The 4,819-nt window shown below is 65.2% G+C and carries 3 protein-coding genes and 2 pseudogenes; 2 read left to right on the top strand and 3 right to left on the bottom strand.

Translation table 11 applies throughout. The features are described from left to right. Positions 1–238, top strand: a pseudogene (locus EOA24_RS27690) (aspartate aminotransferase family protein); the annotation flags it as partial. A 36-nt stretch (positions 239–274) separates the two neighbouring features. On the opposite strand, the gene coaBC reads toward EOA24_RS27690, so the two are convergent. From coaBC to ubiE, 3 genes are all read right to left on the bottom strand, one after another. Continuing rightward, the gene (gene coaBC / locus EOA24_RS27685) at positions 275–1,753 is read right to left on the bottom strand and encodes a bifunctional phosphopantothenoylcysteine decarboxylase/phosphopantothenate--cysteine ligase CoaBC (protein ID WP_210213606.1); all 1,479 of its coding nucleotides are present in this window, start codon (positions 1,751–1,753) and stop codon (positions 275–277) included. A gap of 63 nt (positions 1,754–1,816) precedes the next feature. Then, positions 1,817–3,391 carry a 2-polyprenylphenol 6-hydroxylase gene (gene ubiB / locus EOA24_RS27680; protein ID WP_127258263.1) on the bottom strand — a complete coding sequence of 525 codons (1,575 nt, stop codon included), beginning with the start codon at positions 3,389–3,391 and terminating at the stop codon, positions 1,817–1,819. Positions 3,392–3,448: 57 nt separating this feature from the next. Then, positions 3,449–4,225, bottom strand: a complete 777-nt coding sequence (ubiE, locus tag EOA24_RS27675; RefSeq protein ID WP_126081403.1) for a bifunctional demethylmenaquinone methyltransferase/2-methoxy-6-polyprenyl-1,4-benzoquinol methylase UbiE — start codon at positions 4,223–4,225, stop codon at positions 3,449–3,451. Between the two features lie 168 nt (positions 4,226–4,393). On the opposite strand from ubiE, the pseudogene EOA24_RS27670 reads away from it, so the two are divergent. Then, positions 4,394–4,819, top strand: a pseudogene (locus tag EOA24_RS27670) (adenosine deaminase); the annotation flags it as partial.

Raw genomic sequence — 4,819 nt, 5'->3', positions numbered from 1 at the left:
GGACCGCAAGGACCCTGTCCCCGACCATCAGCTTGGCGCCGCGATCGCGGCTGAGGCGTTCCGGCGCGGTCTCAGCATGAACATCGTGAAGCTTCCCGGCATGGGCGGCGTCTTCCGCATCGCGCCGCCGCTGACGATTTCCGATGAAGAGCTGGACCTCGGCCTGAAGATCATCGCCGAGTCGATCGAGGCCGGGCTCGCCGCGAACACGAGCCTTCCCGGCATCGCCGCGGAGTGACGTCGAGGGCCGGCGACCGAAGCGCCGGTTTCGGCCTCACACCACGACGGTCTGCAGCCGCTCCGCAATCAGCGCGGCAAGCCGCGCCGCCACCTCGTCCTTGCCCATCTCCGGCCACTCCTCAACGCCGGCCCTGGAGACGATGCGCACCTTGTTGCGGTCGCCGCCCATCACGCCCGATGGGCCGATGCCGCTTTCATGCGAGACGTCGTTGGCGACGATGAAGTCGGCGCCCTTTTTCTTGAGCTTGGCCTCGGCATTTGCGATGAGATCCTGCGTTTCGGCAGCGAAGCCGACGACAAGGCCAGGCCTCTGCGCATGATGGCCGATGCCGGCCAGGATGTCCGGGTTCTCGACCATCTGCAGCGCAGGCGGCCCCTCGCCCGCCACCTTCTTGATCTTCTCGCCGGCGGCGTTGGCCATGCGCCAGTCGGCGACCGCCGCGACAAAGACAGCGGCATCCGCCGGCAGCAGGCTCTCGACCGCTTCCTTCATCTGGGCGCCCGTTTCGACATGGGTGGTCGCGACGCCGGCCGGATCGGCAATGGTGACCGGACCGGAAACGAGCCGCACATCGGCGCCGAGCTTTGCCAGCGCGGCCGCGATGGCATGGCCCTGCTTGCCCGAAGAGCGGTTGGCGATGTAACGCACCGGATCGATCGGCTCATGCGTCGGCCCGGAGGTGACGATGATCCTGCGGCCGGCAAGCGGCTTCGGCTTCTCGTCAAGCATCGTCTCGATCGCGGCGACGATCTCCAGCGGTTCGGCCATGCGGCCCTCGCCCGCTTCGTTGCTTTCGGCCATCTCGCCTTTGGCGGGGCCGATAAAGGCGATGCCATCCTTCTGCAGCGTCGCCCGGTTGCGGCGTGTAGCGGCGTGCGCCCACATCTTCGGGTTCATTGCAGGGGCCATCAGCACCTTCTTGTCGGTGGCCAGCAGCACCGTCGAGGCAAGGTCATTGGCATGGCCGTTGGCAAGCTTCGCCATCAGGTCGGCGGTGGCCGGCGCCACGACCAGCAGGTCGGCCTCGCGCGACAGCCTGATATGGCCGACATCGTGCTCGTCCTTGCGGTCGAACAGGTCGGTAAAGACGTGGTCGGCCGAAAGCGCGCCGACCGACAGCGTGGTGACGAATTCCTGCGCTGCCGAGGTCATCACCACCCGCACAGAAGCGCCGCGCTCGCGCAGCCGCCGTATCAGATCAAGCGATTTATAGGCGGCGATGCCGCCGCCGATGATCAGCAGGATGCGCTTGCCGGAGAGAGTCATGCGGCTTCCCACGGATTGGCCGCGCAGTGGCAGCTCAATATCAAAGCCGCCATGCGGCTCGACCAGACCGCGGATCGCCGCGTAAAGGCTCTCGCCCTCCGGGGCGGTCGCCGCTCCTGCGGACAGAACGCTTCTGCCCAGGATCTCGCGCGCCTGTTCTTCCATGGACACGCCGCGTGCTGCAGCACGTTCGCGCAATCTCTGCTTCACGTCGTCCGCTAGATTACGGACAGTAATCGTGCCCATGATCCCGTTCCAACCGTCAACTGCCTGCAACGCTAGCAAATTGGATGCTAGCATTGCAAGCAATCAGAGCGATTTCCACGCGATGTAGATCAGCGTCAGCGCGATCACCCACAGCGCCACGCGGCCGGACCGGGTGTGGCGCGCTTCAGCCTCGCCGATGGCTTGCGCGGTCGCTTCGTCGAAGCGCAGGCCGTTCTCGGCCATCAGGTCGATCTCGCGCGACAGCCGGTCGGTTCGGGCGGCAAGGTCCAGCGCCTGGCGGGCGAGTGCCAGCAGCGCCTTGGCGCCTTCGCGCGCGTCGGTGAGCAGCCCGCGCGGACCGAGATTGCCGGCGATCCAGTCGCCCACCACCGGTTCGGAGGTCTTCCACATGTTGAAGGCCGGATCGAGCGTGCGGGCGACGCCTTCGACGACCACCATGGTCTTTTGCAACAGGATCAGCTCCGGTCGCGTCGCCATGTCGAACAGCTCGGTGACCTCGAAAAGAAGCGTCAAAAGCTTCGCCATCGAGATGGTGTCGGCCGACTGGCCGTGGATTGGCTCGCCGATGGCGCGGATCGCCTGCGCGAAGGCCGAGACATTGTGCTGGCGCGGCACATAGCCCGCCTCGAAATGCACTTCGGCGACGCGCTGATAGTCGCGCACGATGAAGCCGTAGAGGATCTCCGCCAGGAAGCGCCGCTCCTTCTTGCCGAGCCGCCCGGCAATGCCGAGATCGACGGCAACGATGGTGCCGTCCGCCTCGACGAACAGGTTGCCCGGATGCATGTCGGCATGGAAAAAGCCGTCGCGCAGCGTGTGCCTGAGGAACGACTGGATGAGATTGGTGGCGATCGCCTTGAGGTCATGACCGGCGGCAGCAAGGCCGGCGATGTCGTTCATCTTGACGCCGTCGATCCACTCCATGGTGAGCACGTCGCGGCCGGTCCGTTCCCAATCGACTGCCGGCACGCGGAACCCCGGATCGTCCTTGGTGTTCTCGCCGAGCTCCGAAAGCGCTGCCGCCTCGAGCCGCAAATCCATCTCGATCCTGGTGGTCTGCGCCAGCGTCTGCGTCACCTCGACCGGGCGCAGCCGGCGCGACGATGGGATGTATTTTTCCTGCAGGCGGGCGGCGAGGAAATAGCTTTCGAGGTCCTGGAAGAAGCGGTGCCGCACGCCGGGCCGGATGACCTTCACCGCCACGCGCGAAGCAGTGCCCTCGCGCATGACCTCGGCCCTGTGCACCTGCGCGATCGAGGCCGCCGCCACCGGCTCACCGAAGCTCGAATAGAGATCGTCGATCCTGCGGCCGAGCGAGGCCTCGATCGCGTGGACCGCTTCCGCCTTCGGAAAGGTGTGCATCTTGTCCTGCAACAGCGCGAGGTCGAGCGCCATGTCGTTGCCGACGACATCGGGCCGCGTTGCCAGGAACTGGCCGAGCTTGACATAGGAAGGCCCGAGCCGCACCACCGCGCGCGCCAGCCTGTCGCCGCGCTGATAGCTCAGCGCCCGCCGCCGGGTGAAAAGTCGCGCAACGCTCCAGCCGAATTTCGGCATGCCGGAGAGCTCCTCGCCCGGCAACGCCGCGACGACGCCCTCGCGGACCAGCACCCAGCCGGCCCGGGCGAGCCTGAAGGCGGCGCCGACGCTGCTCATTGGCCATCCCGATTCAAGAGGGCCTGTTTCAAGGGGGCCTGCTTCAAAGGTCCCGCCTCAAAGCTTCCAGCCGGAATGAAGGGCGGCGATGCCGCCCGAATAGTTGCGGAAGGTGACGCGATCGAAGCCGGCGCGGGCGATCATCGCCGCGAAATTCTGCTGGTTGGGGAACTTGCGGATGGATTCGACGAGGTAGGAATAGGGCTCGCCGTCGCCGGTCACCGCCTTGCCGATCCTGGGGATCGCGTTGAACGACCAGGCCTCATAGGCCTTGTCGAGCAGCGGCATCTCGACCTCCGAGAATTCAAGGCACAGAAACCGGCCGCCGCGCTTCAGCACGCGATAGGCTTCGGCAAGGGCGACCTCGATGCGCGGCACGTTGCGGATGCCGAAGGCGATCGTATAGGCGTCGAAGGTCTCGCTCTCGAACGGCAATTCCTCGGCATTGGCCTCGACGAAGTCGGTGTTTGCCGCAAGCCCCTGCTTCTCGGCGCGGTCGCGGCCGACGGAGAGCATTGAACCGTTGATGTCGAGCACGGTGGCATGGGCCTGGCGATGGCTGGCCTCGACGATCCTGAAGGCGATGTCCCCGGTGCCGCCGGCGACATCGAGCACCTTCCAGCCCGGCCGTTTCGGCGGGTTCAGCCAGGCGACCATTGCGTCCTTCCACAACCGATGCAACCCGGCCGACATCAGATCGTTCATCAGGTCGTATCGATTGGCCACCTTATGGAAGACGTCGTTGACCAGGGGCTGCTTCTCGCCTGCCCCGACCTTCCTGAAACCATAGGAGGTTTCCATGCCGCCCGCGGCCGTGGTTCTCTCAACTGACATTATTTTGATCCGTCATAAAACCGGCGGGACCATAGCCGATCGATGGTGCCGACGCTATTGTCCAAGGCGCGGTTTTCGGCCGCGCTTGCAAAACCCGGTCGAGAAAGGTCCCGCATGATTTTCCGGCCAGATTCCGTGCGAGAACAGCATGCCGCGCGCAATGACCGCATGATCTTGAAGGCCGAACTGCACTGCCACATCGAAGGCGCGGCGGCCCCCGAGCTTGTCGTTGCCCAGGCCCGCAAATATGGCAAGGATCCTTCGCCCTATATCCAAGATGGCTCCTTCGTCTGGCACGATTTCACCTCCTTTCTCGCCGCTTATGATTTCGCGTCCGACCTGTTTCGCACGGAAGACGATTATGCGCGCCTCGCCGACTATTATCTGACCAGCCTCGCTCGCGACGGTGCCATCTATTCCGAGGTCTTCACCTCGCCGGACCATGCGAAGAAGGCTGGCCTCTCGCCAAAAGCCTATACCGATGCGCTGGGCGAAGGCATGGCCCGCGCCAAGGCCAAGACAGGGATCGAAGGCCGCATGATCGTCACCGGCGTGCGCCATGTCGGAGTCGAGGCGATCGAGCAGGCCGCACGC

Source organism: Mesorhizobium sp. M2A.F.Ca.ET.039.01.1.1 (genome assembly GCF_003998035.1).
GTDB lineage: Bacteria > Pseudomonadota > Alphaproteobacteria > Rhizobiales > Rhizobiaceae > Mesorhizobium.
The sequence above is the reverse complement of the archived record's forward strand: the minus strand, read 5'-3'. Positions and strand labels throughout refer to the sequence as shown.